The organism is Acutalibacter intestini, from assembly GCF_034334985.1.
Lineage (GTDB): Bacteria > Bacillota > Clostridia > Oscillospirales > Acutalibacteraceae > Acutalibacter > Acutalibacter intestini.
In genome coordinates this window covers 100,671-127,670 of the sequence record NZ_JAWXXL010000005.1, presented here as the reverse complement: position 1 = coordinate 127,670, position 27,000 = coordinate 100,671, and the positions used below count along the sequence as shown (strand labels likewise).

The following is a 27,000-nucleotide window of genomic DNA, read 5'->3' as shown; positions in this document are numbered from 1 at the left end:
ATTTTTCAAAAAAATTTTCTGAAAGGAAAGAAGCATATGAACAACCAAAACCCAAACCCGTCCGTCAAAAAGGGCCCAAACCACCAGGTGCTGAACCTGGCCCTGGCCGGAATCCTCATCGCCCTGGGAACCATCCTGTCCTTTTTAAAGCTGTTCGATCTACCCTATGGGGGCTCGGTCACCATTTGCGGCATGCTGCCCGTTATGGTGTTCGCCTACCGCGCCGGCCCCAAATGGGGGCTGGGGGCTGGCCTTGTATTCAGCGTTTTACAATTGCTTTTCGGCCTGGACGCTCTAAAAGGGGTCAGCGGCGCCACCGTAGTGGGCTCTATCTTCCTGGACTACCTGCTGGCCTTTACCGTGCTGGGGCTCGCAGGCATTTTCCGGGGAAAGCTGAAAAGCCACCCTACCGCCTTTACCCTGGGCTGCCTGGTAGCCGGGCTGCTGCGCTACCTCTGCTCCTTCCTCTCCGGATGGATTTTATGGAGTGAGTATGCGGACGCGAACTTTTCCCCTATTCTGGCAGGCATGAGCGGGCAGCAGCTGGCGTTTTTCTACTCCCTGGTCTATAACGGTGGATACATGATTCCAGAAATTCTTATCACCTGCATAGCAGGCTTTTTGGTAATGCAATTCGCGGGCCAGCAGATTTTGAAGGGGACGTGACCGCGCAAAAAGAGGGAGCACGCAAAAGCCTTCCCTCTCCGGTGGAACAAAAGGGGCACCGCCCTGTGCCGCCTATGCCGGCAGCAAATTTCAAAAATTATGCTAACAAAATTTTTCCATAAGCCGTCTGCCAGCACTTAGTTCCCCAGAGAAGGGGCTAAACGGCGGCTTTGTTGTAATGAGAAGAGGATCCTTCTGGAGATCCTCTTCTCTTGTCTTGCCTTTTTCCTGGAAATCTGTTATCATAGAAAAAATGCGTCTGACCAGAAGGAGATGTTCCCCATGCCCGCAAAGCACCGTCGCCCAGAGTCACAGGGCCCCAGTTGGGGGTTAATCGCGTCCATTGCCGCCCTGCTTCTTGTTCTGGCGGGCATCGGCGCGGCAGCCTTTTTGCTGTGGAATAAATTTTTTGTCCCCAGTAAGCCTGCCGTCTCCCCCACCCCAGCCCCTACCGCCCCGCCGGTTACTCCTACGCCAGATCCCACGCCACAGCCTACTCCCGATCCCACCCCCACGCCTTCCCCGGCTCCTATTCCGGACAACGGCCAGGACGGGTATCTCTCGGAAGGCATCTATATCTGGAACAGCATGGCTTTTGAGCTGTTCTACGGCTATGACGAGTCCGCCCAGCCCTATGCCCAGGCCATTGAAAGCTTTGCCGCCAGCCTGCCCGGGATAGATGTGTACAACATAGTGGTGCCCAACCACTCGGAGTTCGGTTTGCCAAAGCGTCTACGGGACAGCATGGGCTGCGGCTCCCAGCGAGAAAACACCGCCTCTATTTACAATCGCTATTCCGCTGTACACCCTGTAGACATCTATGACATTATGGACCAGCACAAAGAAGAGTATCTATATTTCAATACAGATACCCACTGGACCGCCCTGGGGGCCTATTATGCCTATGTAAAGTTCTGCGAAATCGCCGGGCTGGAGGCTTCCCCCCTGGAAAGTTTCACCCGCGCCACCCCCAACGACAGCTTTTACGGTTATCTCTATGAAATGACCTATGACGAGAGCCTGGGCCCAGACCATATTGACACATACGAACCCGGCTATGCCTACACCGCGGCCTCCTCCTATGACGGGGTGGACTTTACCCCTCTAGAGGGCATTAACAGCGGGGACAGCTCTATGGGATACACCATGTTCCTCTACGGAGATCAGCCCTGTGTGCGGGTGCAGAACCAGGACTGCCACAACGGCAGGAAGCTGGTGATGGTAAAGGAGTCCTACGGCAACGCCATTGGGGCCTTTTTGGGGGCTGGATTTGAGGAGCTTTACGTGGTGGATTTCCGCTATTTTGAGGGGAACCTGCCCCAGTTCTGCCAGAGCTGGGGGATCACGGACCTGTTGTTCCTAAACAGCACCATGGCGGCCAACACCTACCAGCGGGTGGAGGATCTGTATACCTTGTTTGAATAATACTCCCTGCTCGCTGCTTATTCTTTTTCTGGGGCAGAGCGGCCAAGGGCCCCATCGTTTAAAAAAGCGCTGTGTGGCGCACCACAAAGCGCCTCCATCCACGGTAAGTAGTGAATGGAGGCGCTTTTTTCAATATTCTCTTTCGCGCCGTTTAGGGCTGGTTTGAAAATCAAGAAGAGGATTTTCCACACACAAATCCGCCCGGACAGGGCAAAAAGATGGTGTTTGCGATTTTTCAAACAAGCCCTAGGCCAAAACCCGCCTCCAGCGGCCAAGTCTTTGCCTTGTCTCCGGGCTTGTCCCCACTATTCTCAGAACCACTTTCCTTTGGCGGCCTATGGAAACGCATTTCTTACGCTATTCCCTCCAAAAGTCGTGCCAGCAGAACGTTTGACACCAAAAAGCCCTCTGGCGATAGGGCCACCCGGCCCTCCCCCTCCGCTAACAGATCTGGCGGACAATGGCTGGCATTGGCCTGGAGCTTTTCAAAAGCCGCTTCTCCCTCTGTGCCAAATCGTTCTGCTAGGGCCCCACGGGTTAGGCCCTGGGTCAGCCGCAGACGCAGCATAGCAAACTCCTCCAGACCACCCCCGGGACCATCGTCTATCGTCCCGCCCCCAGCCAAAAAACCGGCCAGGTCTCGGGGATAATAGCTCCGCCGTTCCTCTATAAAAGAGTGGGCCCCAGGCCCCAGACCTAGGTATTCCCCACAAAGCCAGTAGTTCATGTTGTGCCGCCCCGTAAAACCGGGCTGGGTAAAGTTGCTGATCTCGTACTGCCCATACCCCCTGGCTGCCAGCTCCCTTACGCAGAACAAATACTGCTCTGCCACCTGGTCCCCGTCGGGCAGGGCCAGGCTCTGCTGGGCAAAGGGCGTGTTCGGCTCCACCTTTAGAATATAAGCCGAAATATGCTTCGCTCCCAGCTCGCTTCCAAAGGCAATGGACCGTCCCAGCTTTTCCTCTGTACCCCCGGGCAGGCCCAGCATCAGATCTAAAGAAATGTTTTCAAATCCCCCCGCGCGGCCCCATTCTACCGCACGGGCAGCATCTTCCGGGGTGTGAGCCCGGCCCAACAGGGCCAGCTCTTCCCGCACCGCGGACTGCAAGCCCATCGAGAGCCGGTTGAACCCCGCCTGGCGCAGGTCTCGGAAAAATCTCCTGTCCACATGGGTGGGATTGGCCTCGCAGGTGACCTCAAGGTTCTGGCTGACAGAAAAATTCTCTATCACCGCCTCCAGTACACTAGCCAGGCGGCGGGCCCCCAACAGGCTGGGGGTGCCCCCGCCAAAATAGACAGTTTCCGCCAGATAGGCGCGGCTCTTTGGGTGAATCTGGGCCACCAGGTTCACCAGACGCTCCACATAGGCATCCATCGCCTCTTGGGTCGCGGCAGGCAGAGAGTAGAAATCGCAGTAAGGACATTTCCCCGCGCAGAAGGGGACGTGGATATAAATGGAAAGGTTTTTCTTCATGACCGCCTCCTGTGGGGCTCTGTTTTTTGTTGAGGCAGGCACGTACCCTTACCCTGGCGCTGGAGGTCCTTTTCGCCAAATAAGCGGCCCGCACGAAGATAATCCACCACTTCGCACAGGCAACCGCCGAGGGTTCCCACTGGGCTCCATTATTTCCATGCCTAAGGGCGCAAGCCCGCACTGCCGAACCATCCGGGCGGGCCCAAACACCGCACACTGGCTCACCAAACAATTTTCATTGCATATAATCCGCAGCCCTGCGTGGCTTCTCGAATAAAGGTCCAGCGCTTGCGCTGGCGGTGGCAAAGGCTATTTGTAGGTTATATCCGCCGGTGGGGGCGTCTACGTCCAGAATTTCCCCGGCAAAGCGCAGCCCAGGCACCAGCTTGGACTCCATGGTCTTTGGGTCCACTTCCTTCAGGCTGACGCCCCCCGCAGTCACAATCGCCTCCTCCAGCGGACGAAAACCCTTGATCTCTACCGTAAAGTCCTTTAATAGCTCCAAAAACCCCCGGCGCTGCTCCCGGGTCACCGCATTGCACCGGGTCCCTGGGGAAATGCCCGAGCGTTCCACCATAATAGGAATCAGCTTTTGGGGCAGCAGCTGGTCCAGAGAGTTGGCAAACAGTTTGTTTTTGTTTTGTTCTAGGTCCCGCAGCAGCCGGGCGTCCAGCTGGGCTTGGTCCAGGGCGGGTTTTAGGTCAATGTGTACCCTGTAGCGTCCCGGCTCCATTGGCCGCATATGGGCCGAGGCGCTGAGAATAGTGGGCCCAGACAGACCAAAGTGTGTAAACAGCAGCTCGCCAAAATCCTCATGCACGGGCTTCTTTTTGCCAGCGGCGGTTACCTTCAGTCCGCAGTTGCGCAGAGAGAGCCCCATCATCCGCTGGCAGAAGTTCCCCGCCTCCTCCAAAGGCACCAGCGAGGGGGCAACGGGCACAATGGAGTGCCCCAGAGCCTGGGCCAGCCGATAGCCCGAGCCGTCCGACCCAGTGGCCGGATAGGACGCGCCTCCACAGGCCAAAATTACTCCCTGGGCCCTGTATTCACCCGCTCCAGTACGCACCCCGGCGGCGCGGCCGTTTTCCATCAGCACCTGGGTAACTGTCTCTTGGCGTAGCACAGCGCCCTTCTTCCTAGCAAATCCAGCCAGGGCATCCGCCACCTGGTGGGCGCTGTCTGAAACAGGAAAGACCCGCCGGCCCCGCTCGGTTTTTAGGGGCACGCCCAGGTCCTCAAAAAAATCCATTACCGCTTGGGGCGGAAAGGCGCTCATGGCGCTGTGCAAAAACCGTCCTCCGTGGGCCACGGCAATCACCTCTTCCGGGGAGCAGTGGTTGGTCAGGTTGCAGCGGCCCTTGCCTGTGATACGCAGCTTGCGCCCGGGCCGGCTGTTTTTATCAAAAATAAGGGTACGCAGGCCTTGGGCCGCGCACAGGCCCCCCGCCATCAGCCCGGCGGCCCCTGCCCCCACCACGATCACATCTGTCATAGCTCCTTACTGCTCCTCCTCATCCACCTTTTCATAAACTCCGTACTCATCCCAAATAGACTCCATTAGCTGAAGGGAGCGAGAGACCTCCGCCTTTTTTCGAATAGCCACCGTGACAATGAGGGCGTTGATTAAGCTTAAAGGCCCTACCAGAGAGTCCACAAAAGAGACCATGTCACTACGGGCCAGCAGAATATGAGAGGCGGACTCTGCCACAGGGGAATTTGGGCTATCTGTAATGGCCACCGCGCTCATGCCCCGGTTGGAGGCGTATTTCAAAGCCTTGGCGGCCTTTTTCGAATACCGGGGAAAGCTGATGGCTATAATCGCGTCGTCCTCGTGTACACGGACCATCTGCTGTAAAATAGCGGCCTCGCTGGTAGCCTCTACCAGCTGGACCGAGTCAAAGATCAGCTGCATATAGTGGGCCAAAAAGGTGGCCAGAGCCAAAGAGCTGCCCGCCCCCAGCACAAACACCCGCCGGGCCTTTACCAAATCGTCCACTGCCCGGTAAAAAGCGGCGGTGTCCATGTTTTCCCTGGTCCGGCGCAAAATGTCAATGTCCTGCTCCAGCACCGCGTCCAGCAGCTTGTCCATAGGAACGTTCCGAGAAGTCATCTCCAAGCGCTGAAACGTGGTTAGTTTATTGCGTATCATCCCCTGCACCCCCTGCTGCATGGCAGGGTAGCCGGAATAGCCAATTTCGGTGGCAAACCGCACCACGGTGGACTCGCTGACACCCACTGTGGCGCCCAGCTTAGAGGCTGTCATAAAGGCCACCTCCTCTGGGTGGTCCTGAAGATATTTTGCAATGGCCCGCTGGCTTTTGGAAAAGCCCCGCCGGCTGGCCTGTATCCTTTCGGAAAGTTGGTCGTTCATGGGCTTGTTTCTCCCTCTTCCAAAGACATTATTGCCTTTTATTTTACATTGTTTTGCCTGGGAAATCAAGAGGGAAAGCTTGTGGGGAGACGCCTATTTTATTCTTCCCATTTCGATTCGTTTATGGTATAATTTTATTATAATTGCCCCAAAGGAGGCTATAAATCATGCGGGAAGATATTTGTTCTATTCCTGTCAACGAAGTTTTCGAGCCAAAAGACGGCTGTCCTTTCTGCCGGATGCGGGACATGCTGGAGGACCGCATGGCCACCTACATCACTGGCGCGGCCATGATGGAGCCCGACGTGCGTATTGAGACCAACCGCCTGGGCTTTTGTTCTCATCACTTCAACCAGATCCTGGCCCGGGGCAGCCGCCTCTCTGTGGCTCTTATTCTGGAAAGCCTTTTGGCGCAAGTAAAGGGCCAGGTGTTTCCAGGGGATAAAACCCCTGCCAAGAAGATCGTGGCGGCTGTACACAGCCGGGGGGAAAATTGTTTTATCTGCGAAAATATAGACCAAAACATGCGCCACCTGCTGGACAGCACCATTACCCTTTGGCAGGCCGAACAGGAATTCCGGGATATTTACGCTGCCCAGCCCTTTATCTGCCTGCCCCACTACGGCCTGGTGCTAGAAGCCGCCCAGAAAATGCCCAAAAAAAATTTTCAGCCCTTCCAGGCCATTACCACCCAACTGGCCGCCGCCTACCTGGAAGAGCTGGGCGGCGATGTCACCCATTTCTGCCGGATGTTCGACTACCGCAACGTGGGCGGAGACTGGGGAAATTCCCGGGACTCTATCGAACGGGCCATCACCTGGCTCACCGGCCGGGAGCCCACTGCCCAGCAGGACGCTAACGAGAAAAACCGGTGAGCGGCGTGTGCATCCCCGCCAGCTTTGACCTGGCCCAGACCCTGGACTGTGGCCAGGCTTTCCGCTGGCAGAAACTGGAGGACGGTTCCTGGCAGGGGGTTGCCTTTGGCCGGATGCTCATCCTGCGGCGGACAGAAGACCAGCTAGCATTTTCTTGCCCCGCAGAGGACCTTTCGCAGATCTGGCGGGCTTACTTCGATTTGGACCAAGATTACGAGGCCCAGCGCCAGGCCCTCTCCCGGCTAAGCCCTGCCCTGGCCGAAGCCGCAGCCTTTGCCCCCGGCATCCGTATTTTGCGCCAGGACCCCTGGGAGGCCCTGTGCTCCTTTATCATGTCCCAGAATAACAATATCCCCCGCATCAAAGGCATGGTCCAGCGCTTTTGTCAGTTGTTCGGCCAGCCCATTCCCGGGTCGAAGCTGCATGCTTTCCCCACCCCAGAGGCAATGGCAGCCCTCTCGCCCCAGGATCTGGCCCCCCTGCGCTCTGGATACCGGGCAGGTTACATTCTGGACGCTGCCCAAAAAGTGGCCAGCGGCCAGCTGGACCTGGAAGCTATTGCCCGAGAGCCGGCAGAGTTCGGCCGGGAAGAGCTGCGAAAAATCAAGGGCGTGGGGCCAAAGGTGGCCGAGTGCGCCCTGCTGTATGGCTTTCATAAGACGGAATGCTTCCCCATGGACGTGTGGATGAAGCGGGCTATGGCCACCCTGCTGCCTGGGATGAGCCCGGAGGACTTTGGCCCCAGCGCGGGCCTGGCCCAGCAGTATATTTTCCACTACAGCCGGATGCATCCAGAGTTGTTTGCGTAGCGGCTTTCCCCGTCTCCAAACGCCTTCCAACCCCCATACAGTCCTTCCTCCCCCATTTGTTAATTTTCGTTGCTTGCCTTTTTCCCGCCGGAATGCTATCGTAAATACGGGTAGATTCCCGCGTTGCCGGGTTTCGACCACCTTAGCCATAAAATCAAAGCAACATCATGGGGAAAGGAGGCGCGGCTTTATGATTGGTCAGAACATCCAAGCGGCCAGAAAAGCCAAAGGCCTTAGCCAAGAGGAACTGGCCGTCCGGCTGAACGTGGTACGGCAGACCGTCTCCAAGTGGGAGAAGGGCCTCTCCGCGCCGGACGCGGACCAGCTGGTCCTGTTGGCCCATGCGCTGGAGACCCCGGTAGACCGCCTGCTGGGCATACCGCCCCAGGAACTTTCCGGGCTGGAAGAGGAGCGGGAGCGTATCCTCCAAGAGTTCTCCCTTTACCGGCAGAGAGATGCCCGCCGGGCCCTGTTAGAGCGCAAGCGGGGCCGGCTGCTGGCCCTTTCTTTTGCCGCCATGCTGGCCGCTTTGGCGGTCCGCCGTCCGGTGGTCTCTCTGCTGCTTACCGGAGGCTGCGCCCTGGGGGCGCTGGCTCTGCTGTACAAGGACCTCCCTCTGCTGACGGAGTCTGCCCAGGAGCAGAAGCTCCCGAAGCAAACGCTTCCGGGCCCAAAGGGCCTGGCCGCTGTCCGGCTGACCACTGTCTTTGACCTGGTCCTTTTGGGGCTGGCTCTGGGGGCGGCGCTGCTGGACCAAAGCCCCTTGGCTCCTTTTGGGGACGGCCGGGGGCTGGCGCTGTTCCTTATAACAGCGTGTATGGCCTTTTCCGGGTATATCTCGCCCCGGCTGCCCTTTAACCGGCATACCGGCCTGCGGCTTCCCTGGACGGTACGGGACCCCGCCGCCTGGAACGCCGCCCACCGGACGCTGGGGTATGTTTCGCTGCCCCTGGCCCTGCTGTATGTGGGCGCGGGGCTGACGGTCCCAAACTTTGAGGCAGTGACCTTTGCCGTTATAGCCCTCTGGCTGGGGATTCCCGGCCTTCTCTCGTTGGCCATCTATAGGAAACACACTTGAAAATCGGCACATACCGATTTTCAAGCAGAGCGGCGCGGGCATCTCCGTGCCGCCAGGTTCAAAAGAGGTATCACCTCTTTTGAACCGCGTTAACTATATTGTAAGAAGCTGCCGCGTTAAGGCGGCAAAAAAGGACGGTGGGCTTTCGGGCCCGCCGCCCTTTTCTATATCGGATTTCACCAAATTTTTTTGTGTAATAGATGGCCTCCAGGCAAAAGAATTCACAGAATTCTTTCGCCCTATGGCAAGACCTTGGACTTTCCCGGTCCAAACCCGCGCCAGTTTAAGATCAGCTGGACCGGTCCCTTTGCTGGCGGTGGCTGTTTCGCGAGAGGGCAATTTACAGCTCCATCTCAAACTCGACCTCATGCCGCAGAGGAATGCCGTTGGCCCCCATCTCCGGCAACTGGGACTTATACTTGCGCACCAGCTCCATCATGTTGTGATACAGCCGCGCCATGTCGAAGCCCCGCTTCTGGTAAAAGCCTATGGCCTGTAGGTTATCGTTGGTGGTAACCACCACCAGCTTTTTGCAGCCTCGCTCTTTGGCGGCGGCTTTCACCCGCTCAACGAGAGCTGTACCAGTCCCCCGGCCGCTGTGGACGCTGTCCAGAGAGATAATCTCGCATACGTCCCCCGCCACGTTGTAGGTCACAAGACCCGCCAGCTTCTGCCCCTGCCAAGCGGCAAAGGCCGGAAGCCTGGTCATATCCACCGCCTGCCCGCGCACATACATGGTGGTGGCAAGCCAATGCTCTTGCAAAAAGGCGTTCACCACGCCGCGCTGGCGCTCCTCTATTGGGCGGATCTCCACTGGAGCGGCGTCCTCTGCTTTTTTATTGTTTTGGCTGATTCCCGCGTCCGCTGCCTGGGGCGCGGGGTTTGCCGCCGGCTTGGGCTCGTGCTCCTTTTGAAGCTGGCCCGCCTCCATAGAACGGGAGCTCCCTAACCCGCAACCACCAACCTGTCCGTCGGCAGCGGATGGGGCCTCGCTTTGCCCGTCTCCGTCCAGTGTGTCCAGCCAGCCGCAGGGGACAACCGGGCCCAGACGGTAGATCTTTACCCCATAAGGGGGCAGGTCGATGCCGCCGTGCAGTTCTTCCCCCTTGCCCGAGAGCAGCTCGGTGGCGGGGCCATTGTAATTGCACTGGATGTGGAACCCGCCGCCGTCCGCGTTAATGGCCACCAGCACCGTCTCCTCCTGGCACTCCCGGCGGATGACAATCTGCTTGTTCAGCAAGGTCTCGTTTTTGTAGCCCCCCTCGCTCAAGGCCTTGCTGTGGAGCTTCACCCGGCTAAGCCGGGCCAGGAACTGGGTCAGCTCGTTCTCTACCGGCCCATCAAAGCAGGGCCGCAGGGCCGGGTCGCCCTGGTGTTTGTCGCCGTCCGCACCCCACTCGCTGCCGTAGTACAGGCAGGGGATGCCCGGCATACCGTACAGCATCGCGTACAGACCCGGCAGCTGCTCCTTTTCCTTTAAAATGGTGTGGATGCGGGTCACATCGTGGTTGTCCGCAAAGCACAGCAGGTGCTCGCCCCGGTACAGGCACCAGTTCTCGCTGCCGAACTGCCGGTTGAGGGAGTGGGCGATCTCAAACATATTCTTGTCGTTAAAGGAGGAATACAGCCCCTTGTAGCACTCATAGTTGGTGACGCTGTCCAGCATATCTGGGTTCATGATGCGCCGGTAGTCCCCGTGGATCATCTCCCCCAGAAGGAAAAAGCCCGGGTCCCGGCCCTTGGTAAACTGGTGCAGCCGGCGCATGAAGTTCTCGTCCAGCAGGTAGGCCACGTCCAGCCGCAGGCCGTCGATGGCGAACTCGTCCATCCATCCAGCCACGCACTCCAAGATATGGTCCACCACCGCGGGGTTTTGCAGGTTCAGCTTAACCAGCTCGTAGTGGCCCTCCCAGCCCTCGTACCAAAGGCCGTCGTTATAGCCCGAGTTGCCGCCGAAATTGATGTGGAACCAGTCCCGGTAGGGGGAGCTCTCCCGGTTGCGGAGCACGTCCTGAAAGGCCCAGAAGCCCCTGCCCACGTGGTTGAACACGCCGTCCAGCACCACCCGGATGCCCTTTTCATGCAAAGCGCCGCATACCTGGGCAAAGTCCTGGTTGGTCCCCAAGCGTGTGTCGATCTTGCGGAAGTCCCGGGTGTCATAGCCGTGGGTGTCGGACTCGAACACAGGGGAAAAGTATACGGCCCCCACCCCCAGCTTGGCAAGATGTCCGGTCCAGTCCAGCACCTTTAGGATGCGGCTTTGGGGGCGGCCGTCGTTCTCATAGGGGGCCCCGCAGAAGCCGATGGGATAAATTTGGTAAAATACCGCGCTGTTCTGCCAGCCGGGCTGGTTTTTCAGGCGGATGACTTGGGTTTCGCTCATGGTTTCATTTCCTTTCTTTTTTAAGAATCTGTATTCACAGCGGACTGGCCTCTGGCGGCAAAGAGTCGTTTGGCTGCCAAAGGGTTTCTTTAAGGCCCCTCCCGTATGAATACGGATTCTAACTTTCCGGGCGGGTCTCCATCTGACCGCAGAGCATGGTGGTAAACCCGAATTTTTCGTAAAATGGCCGCAGGCTTTCTTCGCCATAAATCACAGAGATCATATAAATTTGGTCAGATTTCAAACGGGCAGTGGCCCGGTTCATCAGTTCCGTGCCGACGCCCTTTCTCTGATAGAACTATCACGTCCTGGATATACGCGTCCGTGGCGCCGTTGCTTACCACCGCCAGAAAGCCCACCAGTCTTTCGCCATCATAGCAGGCGGCGCGGAGGTAGTCGTGCAAAGCGGGATCCCCCAGCTCCGCCTCCATACCGCCCCAGCCCACCGACCGCCGCAGAGCGGCGACGCGCTCAGGGGACGCGCTGGCGTCCATAACGTAGTTCAGCATAGCATAACCCTCCTAGGGCTTGTTCCCATCAGCGTTCATGGGTGCTTTTTGGGCAGGTTTCCGCCATCCCCTCCGTAAGAAGTCCGCGAGCTCACAAGAAAAGCCAGAGGCTCTGCCAGTTTTCACCTTATGTCTGACCAAAGCCCGCGTATACAGCGTATATCAACACGCCCTAAAGTAGCTCTCTCTCCTTTCTCCACTGTCCCTGCAAACAGGAACTTTCTGTTCATACTGCAAGGAAACGCAAAACCGCGTTCGTATATTTTTCCGGTTCTTCTACTCTAGGGAAATGCCCGCTGTTCTCAAAAACAACCCGCGTCACATTTTTGCCATGGTTTAGCAGCGATTCTGATTGATATTTTGTACACGCGGGGTCATATTTTCCATTGATCAATAGAATCGGAAGGGCGGTCTCCTGGGCCAGTGGCAAAAAGTTATCCAGCATGGTGACTCTTTTCCCGGAAGGATTCCCCTGCTCCGGCCCGGTCTCCAACAGCTTTTTCAGGTGCCTCTCCCCTTTGGCCCACATTTCGTCTGTAATGCCGCTGGTGTCCATGCTCTGCCAGTATTCCTCAAAAGAAATGCCGTGCAGGTAGTTCCCCAGCTTTGGATCCTCTACATAGCTAAGCAGGGTCATCAGATCCTTGGAGATCTCCCGCCCGCCGGAGTAGTCCGGGGCCTTCATCTTTTCGCAGAGCTCACGGGCCTCCTGATGACCCAGGCTTTCGATATGCCCGCTGACATACTCCGCCACGGATTTTGCGGAATCCTCAAACCACAAGGAGGGGCATTCCAAAATCACCTTTTGGATGGAGTCCGGGTACCGGCGCGCGTATAGGACCGCAAGCATGCCTCCATAGGAATGCCCCAGGATACTCCACCGCTCTATGCCAAAGGATTTCCGCATTTCCTCTAACATCTCCACCTGATACTCCATACTGTAGTCTTCGTCCGCGCCGATGGCGTCTGAGCGGAGGACCCCCAACTGGTCAAAGGAAATGACCTTTATTTTTTTGCTCAAAGCTTTTGCTTGATTTACAAAATCAAGGCAGCTGGCCCCCGGACCGCCATGAAGATACAACAAAATATCTTTATGTTCCGCTCCATACAGTTCATAATAAATTTTATGAGAAAAAACATCCACAAACATTCCCGCATCCTCCTACAGTATAGAGTCCTTGCGAAAAGAATTATTTGAGTAATAGTGGGCCTTCGGACGCAAAGGCCGCGCCCTCCGCTAGCCCAAGCGCCAGTGGTTCCCCTGCCAGGCAAACGAGCTGTTATAAAAAGCCGTCATGGCCTTTACCATATGCTCCAGGTCCTCCCGGCCCGCCGTCTCGTAGGGGGAGTGCATGGCAAGCTGGGCCAGGCCAATGTCTACTGTAGGGATGGACACATGGGAGCCGGAGATCAGTCCCAGGGTGCCCCCGCCGGGGTTGGAGGAGTGGTTGTAGAAGTCCTGGGTGGGCACGCCGGCCTTTTCGCAGATACATTTGAACGCGGCGGCGGTCAGGCTGTCGGTGGCGTAGCGGGTGCTGTGCTTTACCACTACACCCTGGTTCAAGTAGCAGCGGCTGGTGGGGTCGGCTTTTTCGGGGTAGTTGGGGTGCACCGCGTGGGCGTTGTCCGCTGAAAGCATCATGCCGTTCTGAATGGCCCGCTGCCGCTCCTGCTCGTCCTTACCCGCCGCCAGACAGATGCGCCCCAGCACGTCCCAGAGGAAAGTGGCCCCCGCCCCGTGGCGGGTCATGCTGCCGGTCTCCTCGTTGTCAAACACCGCGCATACGGTGCAGTTCTCGGCATTTTCACTCTGCAAAAAGGCGGTGACGGCAGAGAAAGCGCACTCTAAATCATCCAGCCGGGGCGCGGCGATGAACTCCTCCCCCGCCCCGAACACCGTGCCCCGGGCCCGGTGGTACAGGTACAGGTCGTAGTCCAGCACATCTTCCTTAGCCACCCCGGCGCTTTTGGCGGCCAGCTCTAAAAGCTCCCCTTCCTTGCCGCCCAAAAGGGGCAGGGTGTCCTTTTGGGGGTCCACTTTGCTGCCGGAGTTGGCCTCCCGGTTCATGTGAATGGCCAGGCTTGGAATCATCAGCAGGTCCCGGGAGATGTCCGTCAGCCGCGGGGCAATGCCCTCCGGTGTACGCACCGCCAGCCGCCCCGCCACTGACAGGGGCCGGTCCAGCCAAAGGTTCAGGGCCATGCCCCCATAGACCTCGGTGTTCAGCTTGGTATAGTGGTCCTCCACCCGCATCTCCGGATGCCCCTTCACCTTAAAGCAGGGGGAGTCCCCGTGAGGCGCGACGATGGAAAAGGCCCGAAAGTCCCGCTTCGGGCAGCGGAACGCGATCACCGTGCCCATCCCCCGGGTGGTAAAGTATCCCTTGCCCGGTTCCAGAGACCAGGCCTCCCCCTCGTCCAGCTGGGTAAATCCCGCCTGCAACAGCATGGCCCCCACCGTGCGGGTGGTGTGCAAGGCGGTGGGGCTGCCCTCGATAAAATCAAAAAGCCGGTTGGTTAGTTGGTCTATCATGATTTTGTCCTCTTTTTCTATTAGACCTCTTGCGAAAATAATAATTGTTTGAGTACTAAAAGGCCTCCGGGCGCAAAGGACGCGCCCTACGGCAAGGCCATGGGGCTCTGCCCCACACCCTGCCAGGGGCCCAACGCCCCTGGACCGCGTACTCTGGTTGGCTTGCAGCTATTTCGCAAGAAGTCTATTGTTGATGTAAGGCAGGCGTATATATGGAAGCGTCCCGCCGCGCTATTCTACAAACGGACTTTTTGACCGCAGAACTGAAAAGACTTCGTTAGTCTCATCAGATCTCGTCCGTCGTCTCTTCCTCTTTCCACTCGATCCACTGGTCCATGGCCGGGCCGGCGTTCTCGTTGGGCCGGGGGACAAAGCCGAACCGCTGGTAAAAGCCCTCCCGGCCCTGGTTGGCCAGCAGGTGGACCTTAAACCGCCACCCGGGCCGCAGCTGGGCCCGCAAAAAGTCCATGCAGCGCTCCACCATCTTTGTACCAATGCCTAGCCCCTGATACTCTGGCAAAACCATTACATCCGTTAAGTAGACCGTGTAGCCGCCGTCCCACAAAAGCCGGGCACTGCCCACAGCCGTTTCTCCGTCATAACAGCCTACCACATACGCGGAGCCCACCAGCCCCGCCTGGGCCTGCTGGGGACAGATGGCGCTCCAGCCCAGCGCTTCCCGAAGCTGGCAGTAGCTTTCTGTGGTCACGGAATTTTTATAGCACAGCTCCTGGGTTCCCATAATCAGGAACTGGGATCCCGTGGTTTTCTGGGTCACTCGCCGGCTGGGGGAAAAACCGCAGCGCCCATAGACCGTTCTGGCCCGCTGGTTAAACTCCGCCACAGTCAGCCGGAAGCTCCTGGCCCCCAGCTCCTCCTGGGCAAACTTCATGCCTGCCAGCACAAAGGCCTTTCCCAGCCCCAGGCCGCACAGGTCTGGCCGCAGCCCAAAGCCAATGTCCAGTGGCCCCTCTCGGTAGGGACTGCCTCCCCAGGGGCCGTCCTCTTCCACTGGTACCCTTGCCCCCTGCCCAAACTGATAAAAGCCTACCAGATCCCCGGTAATGTTCAAAACCGCATAGGTGCTGCCATCCAACAGTTCATCCAGGGGGGTGCCTTCCCGCCAGTCATAGACCGCGTACTCCCCTGGATACTGCCAAGCGGCAATTTCCTCAGCCAATGGCTGGGTCATGGGCGTAATCCTCTGTTCGCTCATACCGCATCATCCTCCATAAACAAAGTTCTCCGGCAAGCTGATATAGCCCCGGATATGCCCGTCCTTAGGGCGCTCCACTACGCCAGATACATTGCCCAGGTTTCCCTCCGCCGTGAGAATGCTGGCGCCCCGGTCCCCTAAAACAATCCCAATATGATCATGCGCCTTATTTTCAAAGACCTTATCAAAGATCACAATATCTCCTGGCTGGGGCAGGCAGGTATTGGTGCGCCAGCCAATGCGGTTATCGGCCTTTGCCCACTCCTCCCAGCCTCCACAGCCCGCCAGGTTGCACGAAACGCACTCCTTGGGGCGAATCGGAATGCCATAGCCTGCGGTAACGCAGCAATAATAGACAAAAGCCGCGCACCAGCGGCCGTCAGCCTCTTTTAGGCTCCATCGGGGGAACAAACTGACCATGGGCTGAAGGTTCGACTCCAGTCCCATCACCATGCCGTGCCAGGTCTTTAGCGCCTCTGCCCGTGCCACATATGCCAACCCGTCTCGCGTTGCCATAATACCTCATCTCTCCTTTTTGGTCCCGAAATCCGGGATATATTTTGCGCCCTTGGCTTCTCTAGACTGGACAAAACCGTCCAGCCCCAGAGAAAACAAAGCGTCCTGCACTTTGTGAAGCTCCCGCCGGGTAATGGCCCGGGAGAGCTCTGGATATCCGGGAATGCCCCCGGGCTCTTTGGCTCTACCCCAAGGGGTATACTGGGCCATCAGGCTAACCGGGACCCCGGGAAACCGCTGGCCAATGGCTTCCAACACTTGAAGGGAGTTTTTGGTGTGCCCAGGCAGAATCAGGTGGCGGATCATTACGCCCTTTACCATCATCCCCTCCCCGTTGTACTGGGGCAGGCCCGTCTGACGCAGCATCTCTCCAATCGCCTCGAAAGCCCGCTGTGGATAATCCGGCGCGGCGGAAAGATCCCCGCTAAGCTTTTCCTGGGCATATTTGTAATCCGGCAGATAGATGTCCACCAGCCCTTCCAGGCTTTGCAGGGTTTCCACCCGCTCATAGCCGGAGGTATTGTATATCACAGGCACCGGCGGCTTTTTTAGCAGCAAAGCCCTTCGTATTTGGTGGGCGAAATGGGTGGGGGTCACCAAATTGATATTGTGGGCCCCGGCCTCTATCAGCTGGAAAAATATTTCGCTCAGTTCCTCTGGGTCCACCTCCCAGCCGGGGTTTTCCGCTGTACTGATCTCATAGTTCTGGCAATACAGGCACCCCAGAGGACAGCCTGTGAAAAACACGGCCCCGGAACCATTTTTTCCGCTGATGGGCGGCTCCTCCCAGTGATGCAGCGCTGCCCGGGCAATATGCATCTGCCCGCCGCTTTTGCAGGCTCCCAGGTTCTCAGGGGGCTCTCGGGACACGCCACAGCTTCTGGGGCAAAGGCGGCAGGCCAGGGGCTTCATGGGTTCAGGGCCAGCATCGCGCAGTTGCTGCCCCGCTGGCCCCGGGTCTTTCGGTGAGAGAACACCAGGCTGCTCTCTTCCATGGTGCACAGTCCGCCCAGGGTGATGTGTTCCTCTCTCACACCCGTCCCCAGCAGAGACCGGCGGCAGCACTCCCACAGGTCCACGTGGTATTTGCCCCCCTGGGGCCCAGTAACAAAGACCTCTGCTCCAGGCAGAGCCAGGAACTCCTGGGCTACGGGCTCATCCACCTCGAAGCAGTTCTGGCAGATGGAGGGGCCCACTGCCGCCAGCAAATCGCCGGGGCAGCTGCCGAACTCTTCCGCCATGCGGCGGACCATCACCCCCGGCATCCCTGCCGCAGCCCCCCGCCAGCCCGCATGGGCCAGGCCAATAGCTTTTTTCACTGGATCTACAAAGTAGATGGGCACACAGTCTGCTCCATAGACAACAAGAGTGACCCCCGGGGCGTCTGTGCACAGGCCGTCGGCGCTGTCTATATCATTTTTACGCCAAACGCCCAGTCCCCGGTGGCTCTCATCCACCCGGCGGATGTCTGTTTTATGCACTTGGCAGCCGCATACCAGGGAGTCTGGATCAAACCCGGCAGCCACACAGAAGCGGCGATAGTTCTCCGCCACGTTTTCTTCTGGGTCCCCCCGGCCAAAGCCCAGATTCATGGCAGCGAACTCCTTTTCACTGACGCCTCCCAGGCGAGTGGAAAAGGCGTGGGTTACCAGTCCAAGTCCTTTCCAGGCCGGAAAGCGCAACACTCCCACGCCGCCGGAGACCTCCAGCTCCATATTCCCCACCGGGCCCGGGACCGCCTGACGGGGCTTTTCTATAATGGGTACAGGGAAAGTTTTCTTATTCACAGTCAATCCCTCATATTTCTCTTTGATAATCACCCGGCCCGCAAAGGGCCAGCCACAGCTTTCGCAGGAGAACTCTGCCCGAAACCCCCTGTTGCGCAGCACCCACTGGGAGGCTCTGCGGGTCTTGCCACCACAGTGAGGACAGGGAAAGCTCAGGTCCGCCTCCTTGGCCTTGGGGTCCTCCATGTCCGTAATATAATGGGTGCGGAAGGTCATTTTTTTGTAAAATTCCCGGTCGCAGTGCTGAATATAGGGAACAATCGCTTTGGGGTCAAAGGTGCGCTCCAGCACCTTTAAAGTCACTAAGCTGTCGTCCAGCGCCCGGTGCTGCTCCATCTGGGAGATGTCCAGGCCCAGCAGCTCCGCCGCTTTGGAAAGACCGGTCTGGGTGGCCGGGTCCAGGCCCAGCACGTCCTGTACATAGCGCTGCAAATCGCAGTACCGGGTAAGAAACGGCACCTGCTGGTCGCCGCTGAAGTAGCGGCAGTTTTCAATGAGTGTAAGAATATCCCCAGTGCCCCAGGTCATCAGCACGCAGTCCCCCAGCCAGTGGCGGAAGCGGCTGACTGCCCGCATAAAAGGTATGCCACCGGTTAGACTCTCGTCGGTAAGGTTGGTCAGGTCCGTAACCACCGCGTTCAGATGCTTGCTGACTTGGGGACGGACAAAACAGGCAAAGGTCCCGGCAGGGGAAAAGTCCGGGCCGCATTTAACCGCGCCGAACTCGATGATTTCGTTGATATAGCCTTTTAGTTTGCGGCTGTAGGCGGCGTTCCATTCCAGGTCTAAGATAGCAAGATTGATAACGGGTTTCCCCCTTTCGAGAAATCGTGGACTATGCAAAAACGCGGGACACAAAGCCGGCGGCCCCCAAAACGGCTAGGCCTTTTTTATTTCTTCCTGCTGGCCTGCTTCATTCTCTGCTCATGAGACAGCGTGGCTTTTCGCATCCTTACGCTTTTGGGCGTTACCTCTACGTACTCGTCCTCGCCAATAAACTCTAGGCATTGTTCCAGGCTCAGCACTGAGTGGGGTGTCAGCTTCAGGGCTTCGTCCGCTCCAGAGGACCGGGTATTGGTGGCGTGCTTTTTCTTACAGATATTCACCACCAGGTCCTCGCTCTTAGGGCTCGCCCCCACGATCATCCCCTCGTATACCTCCACTCCGGGGCCAATAAACATCCGCCCCCGGTCTTGGGCATAAAACAGTCCGTAGGCTGTCGATTCGCCGGTCTCAAAGGCAATAATAGAGCCCTGCTGCCTTTGGGAAATATCTCCCTTATAGGGCTCGTAGCCCTCAAACACATGGTTCATGATTCCGTTGCCATTGGTGTCGGTCAAAAACTCCGAGCGGTAGCCCATCAGGCCCCGGGCGGGAATTCGAAACTCCATATGGGTTACGCCAGTCTCCCGGCTGCCCATATTCACCAGCTCCGCTTTACGCGAGCCAATTTTCTCCATTACCGCGCCCACATAGTTGTCCGGGGTCTCAATCATTAAAAGCTCCATGGGCTCAAGCCGCTGGCCATCCTTCATCTTATAGATTACCGTGGGAGGCGACACCTGGAATTCGTATCCTTGGCGGCGCATCTGCTCGATGAGAATGGACAAGTGCAGTTCGCCCCGGCCCGAGACCTTAAAGGTGTCCATGCTCTCGGTCTCTTCCACCCGCATGGCCACGTTGGTCTCCACCTCTTTAAAAAGCCGGTCCCTAAGGTTCCGGGAAGTGACGAATTTGCCCTCCCGCCCGGCAAAGGGGGAGTCGTTCACTTTGAACATCATAGAAACCGTGGGCTCGTCAATCTTTACAAAGGGCATGGGCTCTATAGTATCTGGGGCACAGGCCGTCTGGCCAATGTTCAGATCCGCGATGCCGGACACCGCAATGATGTCCCCCAGCTGGGCGCTCCCTGCTTCTACCCGCTTCAGCCCTTCAAACTGATAGAGTTTTGTGATCTTAGCCAGCTTGTGGCCCTCTTCTCCGCCGCCGCAGATGGCTACCTGCTGGCCTGCTTTAATAACGCCCCGCTCCACTCTGCCAATGCCGATACGGCCTACGTAGTCGTCATAATCAATATTGGAGAACAGCACCTGGGTGGGGCCCTCCAGGTCTCCCTGAGGAGCGGGCACCTCTTTCAAAATCATCTCAAACAGAGGGGTCATATCCTCTCCCGGAGTCTCAGGGTCCAACGTGGCATAGCCCTCTCGGGCGGAACAGTATGCCACCGGGAACTCCAGCTGGTCGTCGTTTGCCCCCAGCTCAATGAACAGGTCCAGCACCTCGTCTACCACCTGGGCGGGGCGGGCCCCGGGGCGGTCGATCTTATTCAACACCACCAGGGGCTTTTTGCCCAGAGCCAGGGCTTTTTTCAGCACAAACCGGGTCTGGGGCATACAGCCCTCAAAGGCGTCTACAAGAAGCAGCACGCCGTCCACCATCATCAGGACCCGTTCCACCTCGCCGCCAAAGTCCGCGTGGCCAGGGGTGTCCACAATGTTGATTTTTGTGTCCTTGTACATCACGGCGGTATTTTTCGAGAGGATGGTAATGCCCCGCTCCCGCTCCAGATCGCCGGAGTCCATCACCCGCTCGGCCACCGCCTCGTTACTTCTAAAAATGCCGCTCTGCCGCAGCAGCTGGTCCACCAGGGTGGTTTTTCCATGGTCTACGTGGGCAATAATGGCCACGTTGCGCAGGTCGTTTCTTGTTCCCATATAAATGCAACATTCCTTTCTTTTTGGGCCGCCCTAAAAAGCTGGATTATACGTTCCAGCCGGCCCGCTTCCGCCAGGGGGAATGTCCGCCTAGCTAAAGGTGGATTCTCAATATCCTATTCTTTCTAATCTATGTATTATATCATAAGCCCGCTTTCCGTGCAAGGCTTGTGTTTTTAAGGAAGTGTTCAAAAGAAGAGTTTATGACTATTGGGTGGAGTCTCACCTGCCGCCTCAGTCGGCTTGCGGCCTGCCGGCAGACGCTCACCCCAAGGCCTGACGTAGTCCAGTCTCCCAACCCCGCAGCCTTTGAAAAGGGCAAGAATCGCCATGTGGCAGAGGGTTGGCGCAAAGCATCCACTCTCGTCACGAGCCCACCGAGCCCAGCCGATTCCATTGCCTGGCGAGACGGCGAAACTTTTACCGTTTGTTCGTCGGAGCCTCTTCTTTAAACGCTTCCTTTTGTACACGCCCGTTTTTAAGGGCGTATCCCAACGCGTTGTTTTACGAACAACATCCCAAAACAGGCTTTTACTGCCTTAGCCGCCAGCGTTCTTACGCTTATGGGCATCCTTTGTTTCCTTCCACCGCAATCACCTCTTGCGCGGCCATCAATATTCCCATCTGGCCCGCCGGGTAGTTCAGCCCCCCCTGCATCCACACTGCGTAGGGCTCCCGCAGAGGCGCATCGCCCGAGAGTTCGATGGATGACCCCAGGGTAAAGGCCCCCGCCGCCATAATCACGTCGCTGTCATACCCCGGCATAGGGCTGGGCTCCGGTACCACAAAGGAGTCCACCGGCGAGCCCTTTTGCAGCCCCCGGCAAAAGGCCACCAGGGTTTCCCGGGCGCCCAGCTGAATGGCCTGGATAATATCACTCCGCGCCTCTTCCGGGGTGGGGGTTACCGTGTAGCCCATCAGGCTGAACAGCGACGCGGCAAACGCAGCGGTCTTTAAGGCCTCTCCTGTTACAAAGGGCGCGTGGAATGCCCCCATGAACAGCTCCCGGCTGTGGCCAAGGGTGCAGCCCAGCTCCCGGCCGGTGCCAGGGGTGGTTAGCCGGTAAGAGCACATCTCCACCAGGTCCCTACGCCCAGCAATATACCCGCCGGTGGGTGCAATGCCTCCGCCCGGGTTCTTAATCAGCGAACCCACTATTAGGTCCGCCCCACAGGCAGTAGGCTCCTCCCGCTCCACAAACTCGCCATAGCAGTTGTCCACCATTACCACGCAGCCAGGAGCCTTGCGCTTAGCCAAGGCCGCCAGACGGCCGATCTCCTTCACGCTCAGAGAGGGGCGCAGACTATAACCCCGAGAGCGCTGAATGTATACCATCCGGCAGTCGCTGCTAATTTCCCGCTCCAGCTCAGCATAGTCCGGGGTTCCGTCCGGCAGCAGGTCCACCTGTTCATACACCACGCCAAACTCCTTCAGGCTGCCGGGCTCTTCCCGTCCAGGCAAACCGAACACCCCCTGTATGGTGTCATAGGGGGTCCCGGTGGCGCACAGCACTGTATCACCGGGACGCAGGATACCAAACAGAGCCACGGTTAAAGCATGGGTCCCGCTGACAAAGTTATAGCGCACCAGAGCATCCTCGGCCCCAAAGGCGGCGGCATACACCTGGTCCAATAGCTCCCGGCCCCGGTCGCCGTAGCCATAGCCCGTGCTGGCTGTAAAGCTGCTCTCGCTGACCCCGGCTTTTTGAAAGGCCGCCAGCATTTTCTGTTGGTTCCAGCGCTGGGTAGCCTGAATCTTCTCAAACTGTCCGGCAGCCCGGCTGCTGGCCTGGTCTGCCAGGCGCATCACCGGTTCACTTATTTGAAAATAGGGATAATTCTCCATGATCGACACTCCTTGATAAATGATTTGGATCCAATAAAGCAGGGAAGCCGCAAGCCCAGAAGGACTGGCAAATCGTAAAAGTTCCCTGCCCGCCAGTCTTGCTCTGAAAAAGGAACTAACCCCCTCCCTCTAACCAGGACTCTCTCTCATCATAGCCCAATCTTTGGTAAAACCGCTGGTTCTTTCCTTCCTCCCGCAGCACATATAGGCTCTTTCCAGGCAGTGCGGCCTCTATCCGTCCCACCAGCTGGCTCCCAATTCCTTTCCCCTGCCATCCGGATTGTACTGCTACAGCCGAAAGCAAAGCCCCTTCTTTGGTCACAGTGGCGGCCACCGCACAGCCTAGAAGCACCTCCCCCTTCTGATAGGTCTCTACCATTGCCACGCCATGCCGCAGCCGGTGGGACAAATCCAGATAAAAGGGCTCGAAATCTCCAGCCATATTCCACTGCCGCAGCAGCGTGTGTATCTTTTTAAGGGACTCCATATTCTGTGAATTCCGCTCTGCTCCCATTTTCGCCCAGGTCTTGGCAGGCAGGCGCTTTTTCAGTACCTTGCCTTGATTCTTTACTACCAACCCCAGACCCGCGGCAGCCTCTTTTTGGCATAATACCGAGCCCGGCCCCAGCGCTGCCAGAAACGCCCGAGCCTCTGCCGGGTCCTCCGGCCGGCCGCAAAGGACCATCTGACCTTCCAGCAGGCCGTAGGCAGCGGTCTGGCTTAACCAAAACTGAACCAGCCTTTGCTCAAACCCATAAGCTTTCACCATTCCCGCCAGTTTGCAGCCAAAAGCCGAGCCCCGGCACCGGTCCAGCAGTGCTTGCTGGGCCCGGGGCCCTTCTACAAAACAGATCATCGCCCTTCTCCTATCCGTCCCGCCTTTCGCCGCGATTGGACATAGCCAAAGCCCCTATTCCTGGGGAACCACTATGGGAAAGCCCCCTGGATCTTTTGCCAACTCCTCCCATACCCTTTGGCGAAATGCTAAAATTCAATTTTCTTAGAGGCCGGCCCCAGTATCTTCCTACAAAAAGAGCAGCGCCAAAGCGCTGCTCTCCGTTCTGTTCTCAGAATCGCTTCGTTCTGAACTTTTTGTCCGCACTGCCGTTTTTTATTTCACAAAATACATCACGGCATTGGCCACCAACACCAGCACAAAGAAGCCAATGGCAATAAACTTTGTCCAGCGGGCCAAAAACGCGTCTACAGAACGCGCCTTATTTTTAGAAAGGAACGTGTCTGCGCCGCCAGTTACTGCCCCCAAATTTTTCTGGTTGCCCTCTTGCAGCAGTACCACCAGAATAATTGCCACAGAGAAGAGCAGCAGGGCGATGGCAAAAATGATCTCAAATGCATTCATGGTTTTTCCTCCTCTATCGTTTGCGCCTGGGGCGGTGGCTTTTGCCCCGCGCCGGTTTTTTATGGCATTCTTTCGGTATTATACTATACTTCCCCTTGTTTTGCAAGGGGGTCTGGCTCATAAAAATTTTTTTGCGGCTTAGGCTTTTAGCCCGCATAAGCTGCCTGCCCTTGGGCTACACTATTCTCAAGCGGCACGGAAGCGTTTGCGTGCCCAGCGGTTTTGGTATCGCCCAATCGGGCCAAAAGAATTCAAGCCCCGCCGGGTTTGAGAATTTTGAGGAATACCCCGCGGGGCTCCGGCTGCTTTGCCCCACTGACCGGAGGGTTTTCTCCCTCTGGCCAGTGGGGCTGGTTTTTTATTTTACAAATTTTACATGTCCAGAAACTTTTTTAAGAGCCTCGTCACTTCCCGTACATCAATGGGCTTGGAAACATGGGCGTTCATCCCTGCCTCTAAGCACTTTTGCACATCCTCCGCAAAGGCGTCCGCAGTCATGGCGATAATGGGTAGTCCCGCGTCTGGGTGGTTCAGTTTGCGAATGGCCCGGGCTGCCTCGAACCCTGTCATGACAGGCATGCGGATATCCATGAGTACGGCCTTATAGTATCCCGGCTGGGCGTTTTCCAGCTTTGTCACGCAGATTTGTCCGTTTTCAGCCCATTCCAGCTCTAGTCCATAGGCAGAAAGCAACTCGCTGGCAATCTCCCAGTTCAGCTCGTTATCCTCTGCCACCAGTACCCGGATACCATTAAAGTCGGTCTCCTGTTCCTCCGTTCCCGTGGTCTCCACTTCCGGAATATCCTCCGCATACTTCCGAAGTCCATAGAACAGGGTGGACTTAAACAGCGGCTTTGGAATGAACCCACTGACGCCCGCCGCCCGGGCCTCTTGCTCAATATCGCTCCAGTCATAGGCAGAGATCAGTAAAATGGGAATATCGTCCTCCAGCCGGCTACGCAGCTCACGGGCAGTGGAAATGCCATCCAGCCCCGGCAGTTTCCAATCCAACAGAATAATGTGGTAGTTATCCCCCCGCTGGTGGCGCTCCTCTACCTTCTTAATGGCTTCCTCTCCGGAGAGGGTCCATTCCGCGTTGATGCCAATGGACTTTAACGAGCTCACAGTGCTTTCGCACAGCAGCTTGTCGTCATCTACTACTAGCATATTCCAGTTTGGCAGGGTCATATCCATCTCCGCGCCCCCGGCCCTTTCCATATCCAGGGTCAAACTGAACAGGGTGCCCTGGCCCTGGCGGCTCTCCACCCGAATATCTCCGCCCATAGCGTCCACAATGAACTTGGTAATGGCCATACCCAGGCCCGTGCCCTCGGTTTTGTGCACACGGGTCCGGTCTTCCCGGGCGAAGGAGTCGAAAATATGCTCTACAAATTCCGGCGACATGCCTATGCCGTCATCCTGCACCCACACCCGTACCCGCACATAGTCCTCTCCTTTTGGCGAGGGCTCCTGCTTCATGGTCACCTGAATGCTGCCTTCGTCTGGTGTAAACTTTACCGCGTTAGAAAGCAGATTCAGCAGCACCTGGTTCAGACGCACACTATCGCACAGCACGTTTTCGGCAGAAATATCCACAATGGACACCCCGAAGTTCTGGCGTTTCGTCTTTACCTGGGGCTGCACAATGCTCACCAGGCTCTCCATCAGCTCTCGCAGCGACACTCGGTCATAGGCCAGGGTCATCTTGCCGCTCTCGATCTTAGACATATCCAGCACGTCGTTGATCAGCCCCAAAAGGTGCCGGCTGCTGGTGGTAATTTTATGTAGGCAGCTGCGTACATGCTCTTTATCGTCTATGTTGGCTGTGGCAATGGCCGTCATGCCCACAATGGCATTCATCGGTGTGCGAATATCATGGCTCATGTTAGAGAGAAACTCGCTCTTAGCCTGGTTGGCCCGCTCTGCCTGGGCCTGGGCCTGTTCCGCTTCCCGCCGGGCCTCTACCGCTAGGGTCAGGGCCCGCTCCGCCGACTGGCGCGCGTCGTCTACCACTTTCAGCTGGTGCCGGTTGATTTTATAATATCCTATAAAAATGAAAACCAACGTAATAAATATAATCCCACAACTTACAACAGCTCCCACCATTAGATGAGAGCTTAGGTGGTCGATGCTCTCGTTTAGGGAACCATAGGGCATAAATGTCAATAGATACCACTCGGAATAGGGCAGCCGGGCACAGAAAAGATGCCTGCGCTCCCCCTCAATCGTGAACTCGCTGGTATAGCTCTCTCCCTTTTCCATGGCTGCGCTCAGCTCTTCAATATACTGCTGGGGCGGCTTGCCGGCCACATCGTCATACAGACTTTCCACTCGGTCAAAATAGCTGTCCCGGGTAGCGTCGCTAGTGCGTATTACAAAGGTGCCGTCTTTGCGTATGATAAAAGAGTACACCATGGAGTCGTTTATGTCCAAAGAGAGGGTATCTGTAATATAATCCGCCTCTATAACGCCCACCAGAGCTAAAGCAGGCTCGTCACTAGAAAGCCTATATTGGGCTGGCACACCCAGCAGCACCATATGGTTTCCCTGGGCGTCTTTTCCCACCGCCACCTTATCTTCTCCGGCTCTTAAGGAGCTCAAAAAGGGGTGGGGGTCATCCAGCGTCACCGAACTGCCGTCTACCATCTCAAACTCGCCATTCTGGCTTAGCAGCGCAAGAGATTTAAAGCCCCTGGCACGGCTGCTATAGGTCAGCTCGTCCTTCACCACTTGCCGGGCTGCCTCGTTTTCCCGCTCATCGGCAGGACGGATGTCGTTTACCATTGCCCTCACCTGGTCCAAGCGCAAAGAAACCGTGGTTTGAAAGTGCAGGGTGATCTGCTCGTTCATCCCGTGCATATAAGACTCTCCTACCTGGGCGATGGTATCGGTACTAGACCGGTCCATATAATGCGCTAAAAACAGGAACACCCCCAGCGTAACAATTGCCAGCACCACGAAGCTGCTCACTAGAAATTTATTGGGGTTGGTTGTCTCTTTCATGTGAATTACAGCCCTTCTTTATAGGATCGTATCGCCTCCGCCGTGCGCTGGTAGTCTGTCCGCACCTGCTCCAGCAGCCCCGCCGATTCCGGCGTCCGGCCGCTGCGCAAAGATTCCGTCAGCTGCGAGCTGCTTTCTTGTAGGGTAGTAAAGCTCAGGTTTTGGCACATGCCCTTGATGGTATGCGCCGCCCGAAAAGCTTCCTCGTCATTGCCGCTCTGCCAGGAATCCTCCAGCAGCTGGTAAGACTGATCGTCCAAAAATTTTAGCACAAACTTCTGTATAAACTTCTCACTGGGCAGCCGGGAGCTGACCTCCTGATAGTTTCCGCCTAGAGCTTCGTAGCATTCTTGCAGGGTCATGGTGCCTCTCCTCCATATTTAAAGATAAAGATAATTTTTCTCGCCTTCTTGCCAGCCGCCGGTCTTTTACTGAC

Annotated in this window: 24 protein-coding genes; 5 read left to right on the top strand and 19 right to left on the bottom strand. The window is 57.1% G+C overall.

Features of this window, described 5'->3' with window-relative positions:
* Nucleotides 1–36 precede the first annotated feature (36 nt).
* Both U8U68_RS06190 and U8U68_RS06185 read left to right on the top strand, forming a co-directional pair.
* Nucleotides 37–666 (top strand): energy-coupled thiamine transporter ThiT, encoded by a 630-nt coding sequence (locus tag U8U68_RS06190; protein ID WP_322199962.1) that lies wholly within the window; start codon nucleotides 37–39, stop codon nucleotides 664–666.
* Nucleotides 667–948: 282 nt separating this feature from the next.
* Nucleotides 949–2,091, top strand: coding sequence for a DHHW family protein (locus U8U68_RS06185; protein WP_322199961.1), 1,143 nt, complete (start codon nucleotides 949–951; stop codon nucleotides 2,089–2,091).
* Between the two features lie 17 nt (nucleotides 2,092–2,108).
* On the opposite strand, the gene U8U68_RS06180 is transcribed toward U8U68_RS06185, so the two are convergent.
* From U8U68_RS06180 to U8U68_RS06165, 4 genes are all read right to left on the bottom strand, one after another.
* Nucleotides 2,109–2,282, bottom strand: a complete 174-nt coding sequence (locus U8U68_RS06180; RefSeq protein WP_322199960.1) for a hypothetical protein — start codon at nucleotides 2,280–2,282, stop codon at nucleotides 2,109–2,111.
* 161 nt (nucleotides 2,283–2,443) lie between these two features.
* Nucleotides 2,444–3,565, bottom strand: a complete 1,122-nt coding sequence (hemW, locus tag U8U68_RS06175; protein WP_322199959.1) for a radical SAM family heme chaperone HemW — start codon at nucleotides 3,563–3,565, stop codon at nucleotides 2,444–2,446.
* Nucleotides 3,566–3,800: 235 nt separating this feature from the next.
* The gene (locus U8U68_RS06170; protein ID WP_322199958.1) at nucleotides 3,801–5,057 is read right to left on the bottom strand and encodes a BaiN/RdsA family NAD(P)/FAD-dependent oxidoreductase; all 1,257 of its coding nucleotides are present in this window, start codon (nucleotides 5,055–5,057) and stop codon (nucleotides 3,801–3,803) included.
* 6 nt (nucleotides 5,058–5,063) lie between these two features.
* Complete coding sequence (locus U8U68_RS06165; protein ID WP_322199957.1) at nucleotides 5,064–5,936, bottom strand: MurR/RpiR family transcriptional regulator; 873 nt, start codon at nucleotides 5,934–5,936, stop codon at nucleotides 5,064–5,066.
* A gap of 167 nt (nucleotides 5,937–6,103) precedes the next feature.
* Between U8U68_RS06165 and U8U68_RS06160 the strand changes: the two genes are divergently transcribed.
* The 3 genes from U8U68_RS06160 (at nucleotide 6,104) to U8U68_RS06150 (ending at nucleotide 8,698) form a co-directional block, all read left to right on the top strand.
* A complete protein-coding gene (locus tag U8U68_RS06160) occupies nucleotides 6,104–6,811 on the top strand; it encodes a DUF6062 family protein (protein ID WP_322199956.1) in 708 nt (235 codons plus the stop codon).
* The gene (locus U8U68_RS06155) at nucleotides 6,808–7,620 is read left to right on the top strand and encodes a DNA-3-methyladenine glycosylase family protein (RefSeq protein WP_322199955.1); all 813 of its coding nucleotides are present in this window, start codon (nucleotides 6,808–6,810) and stop codon (nucleotides 7,618–7,620) included. The genes U8U68_RS06160 and U8U68_RS06155 overlap by 4 nt, the downstream gene beginning before the upstream one ends.
* A 190-nt stretch (nucleotides 7,621–7,810) precedes the next feature.
* On the top strand, nucleotides 7,811–8,698 hold the full coding sequence (locus U8U68_RS06150) for a helix-turn-helix domain-containing protein (protein WP_322199954.1): 888 nt from the start codon (nucleotides 7,811–7,813) through the stop codon (nucleotides 8,696–8,698).
* Between the two features lie 340 nt (nucleotides 8,699–9,038).
* Here the strand turns inward: U8U68_RS06150 and U8U68_RS06140 are convergent, their stop codons facing one another.
* The 15 genes from U8U68_RS06140 to U8U68_RS06075 all read right to left on the bottom strand — a co-directional run bounded on the left by U8U68_RS06140 (nucleotide 9,039) and on the right by U8U68_RS06075 (nucleotide 26,926).
* Nucleotides 9,039–11,081 (bottom strand): GNAT family N-acetyltransferase, encoded by a 2,043-nt coding sequence (locus U8U68_RS06140; protein WP_367575795.1) that lies wholly within the window; start codon nucleotides 11,079–11,081, stop codon nucleotides 9,039–9,041.
* 118 nt (nucleotides 11,082–11,199) lie between these two features.
* Nucleotides 11,200–11,346: a GNAT family N-acetyltransferase gene (locus tag U8U68_RS22325; RefSeq protein ID WP_367575794.1), complete on the bottom strand. Its 147-nt coding sequence runs from the start codon at nucleotides 11,344–11,346 to the stop codon at nucleotides 11,200–11,202.
* Entirely contained in the window at nucleotides 11,315–11,590 is a 276-nt protein-coding gene (locus U8U68_RS06135) for a hypothetical protein (RefSeq protein WP_322199953.1), read from the bottom strand. The genes U8U68_RS22325 and U8U68_RS06135 overlap by 32 nt, the downstream gene beginning before the upstream one ends.
* A 226-nt stretch (nucleotides 11,591–11,816) precedes the next feature.
* On the bottom strand, nucleotides 11,817–12,740 hold the full coding sequence (locus U8U68_RS06130) for an alpha/beta fold hydrolase (RefSeq protein WP_322199952.1): 924 nt from the start codon (nucleotides 12,738–12,740) through the stop codon (nucleotides 11,817–11,819).
* A gap of 87 nt (nucleotides 12,741–12,827) precedes the next feature.
* Complete coding sequence (locus U8U68_RS06125) at nucleotides 12,828–14,123, bottom strand: M18 family aminopeptidase (protein WP_322199951.1); 1,296 nt, start codon at nucleotides 14,121–14,123, stop codon at nucleotides 12,828–12,830.
* A gap of 286 nt (nucleotides 14,124–14,409) precedes the next feature.
* A complete protein-coding gene (locus U8U68_RS06120) occupies nucleotides 14,410–15,339 on the bottom strand; it encodes a GNAT family N-acetyltransferase (protein ID WP_322199950.1) in 930 nt (309 codons plus the stop codon).
* A gap of 6 nt (nucleotides 15,340–15,345) precedes the next feature.
* Nucleotides 15,346–15,855 (bottom strand): CHAP domain-containing protein, encoded by a 510-nt coding sequence (locus U8U68_RS06115; protein WP_322199949.1) that lies wholly within the window; start codon nucleotides 15,853–15,855, stop codon nucleotides 15,346–15,348.
* 6 nt (nucleotides 15,856–15,861) lie between these two features.
* The gene (locus tag U8U68_RS06110; protein WP_322199948.1) at nucleotides 15,862–16,725 is read right to left on the bottom strand and encodes a radical SAM protein; all 864 of its coding nucleotides are present in this window, start codon (nucleotides 16,723–16,725) and stop codon (nucleotides 15,862–15,864) included.
* A 38-nt stretch (nucleotides 16,726–16,763) separates the two neighbouring features.
* On the bottom strand, nucleotides 16,764–18,485 hold the full coding sequence (gene pgeF, locus U8U68_RS06105) for a peptidoglycan editing factor PgeF (protein WP_322199947.1): 1,722 nt from the start codon (nucleotides 18,483–18,485) through the stop codon (nucleotides 16,764–16,766).
* 47 nt (nucleotides 18,486–18,532) lie between these two features.
* Entirely contained in the window at nucleotides 18,533–20,356 is a 1,824-nt protein-coding gene (gene typA / locus U8U68_RS06100; protein ID WP_322199946.1) for a translational GTPase TypA, read from the bottom strand.
* A gap of 561 nt (nucleotides 20,357–20,917) precedes the next feature.
* Nucleotides 20,918–22,201, bottom strand: coding sequence for a methionine gamma-lyase family protein (locus U8U68_RS06095; protein WP_322199945.1), 1,284 nt, complete (start codon nucleotides 22,199–22,201; stop codon nucleotides 20,918–20,920).
* A 115-nt stretch (nucleotides 22,202–22,316) separates the two neighbouring features.
* Nucleotides 22,317–23,057, bottom strand: coding sequence for a GNAT family N-acetyltransferase (locus tag U8U68_RS06090; RefSeq protein WP_322199944.1), 741 nt, complete (start codon nucleotides 23,055–23,057; stop codon nucleotides 22,317–22,319).
* A gap of 255 nt (nucleotides 23,058–23,312) precedes the next feature.
* A complete protein-coding gene (gene secG, locus U8U68_RS06085) occupies nucleotides 23,313–23,561 on the bottom strand; it encodes a preprotein translocase subunit SecG (protein WP_322199943.1) in 249 nt (82 codons plus the stop codon).
* Nucleotides 23,562–23,933: 372 nt separating this feature from the next.
* The gene (locus U8U68_RS06080; RefSeq protein WP_322199942.1) at nucleotides 23,934–26,564 is read right to left on the bottom strand and encodes a response regulator; all 2,631 of its coding nucleotides are present in this window, start codon (nucleotides 26,562–26,564) and stop codon (nucleotides 23,934–23,936) included.
* Between the two features lie 5 nt (nucleotides 26,565–26,569).
* On the bottom strand, nucleotides 26,570–26,926 hold the full coding sequence (locus U8U68_RS06075; protein ID WP_322199941.1) for an Hpt domain-containing protein: 357 nt from the start codon (nucleotides 26,924–26,926) through the stop codon (nucleotides 26,570–26,572).
* Nucleotides 26,927–27,000: the final 74 nt, after the last annotated feature.